At 39.7% G+C, this 770-nt stretch carries 2 tRNA genes; both read left to right on the top strand.

The window, feature by feature from the left end:
- Positions 1 to 265 precede the first annotated feature (265 nt).
- Positions 266 to 339: transfer RNA gene (locus HMPREF0650_RS02035), tRNA-Ile, on the top strand.
- A gap of 150 nt (positions 340 to 489) precedes the next feature.
- Positions 490 to 563, top strand: a tRNA-Ala gene (locus tag HMPREF0650_RS02030).
- The last annotated feature ends 207 nt before the right edge of the window (positions 564 to 770 follow it).

The following is a 770-nucleotide window of genomic DNA, read 5'->3' as shown; positions in this document are numbered from 1 at the left end:
GGTGCAGTTCATAATTCATAATTAAGAATTCATAATTCATAATTTAAACAGCCAACAGGTTGATGAATGATTCAAGAATTGCACGAAGGATTTTTAAGGTGATATTTCTTATCAAGGTTTGTAAGAGAACCTGCCTGGAGTTGCCTCACGGTGGCTCATGGCATTTCTTGTACTGCTACATCTGTTTTTTAATATAAGAGAGAAAAAGGAAGCCGGGCGAAGAAGAGTACGCGGCCCTGCGACTTGAATGAACACCGGGAACCACAGTCCTATAGCTCAGTTGGTTAGAGCGCCACACTGATAATGTGGAGGTCGGCAGTTCAAGTCTGCCTGGGACTACAGTCTTTAATTCATAATTCGCAATTCATAATTAAGAATGATGCAATGTGATGATATGGATTAACCTCTGCCTCTGAATGAATAATTCAATCAATTGTTGATTTAATGATAATTATGAATTATGAATTAACAATTATGAATTAAAACCCTGGGGGATTAGCTCAGCTGGCTAGAGCACCTGCTTTGCAAGCAGGGGGTCAACGGTTCGAATCCGTTATTCTCCACACACGGGAACAATCTTTGAGGAACAAAAAACTTCACTAGTAGTAAAGTTCAAAGTTCAAATCTCAAAGTTCAAAGTTTCCCAGCGATCTTTGACATATTGACACAAGCGAAACTGTAAAGTAGAACACAAGTCGTAAGACTTGATAATCAAAGCAATACAGCTGAAAGTATGAGTGACCAACCGGCCGCTTTCGACGTGAGCATTG

Origin of the sequence: Hoylesella buccalis ATCC 35310 (assembly GCF_000177075.1) — a bacterium.
Classification (GTDB): Bacteria; Bacteroidota; Bacteroidia; order Bacteroidales; family Bacteroidaceae; genus Prevotella; species Prevotella buccalis.
This window is presented reverse-complemented; position numbering and strand designations above follow the sequence as displayed.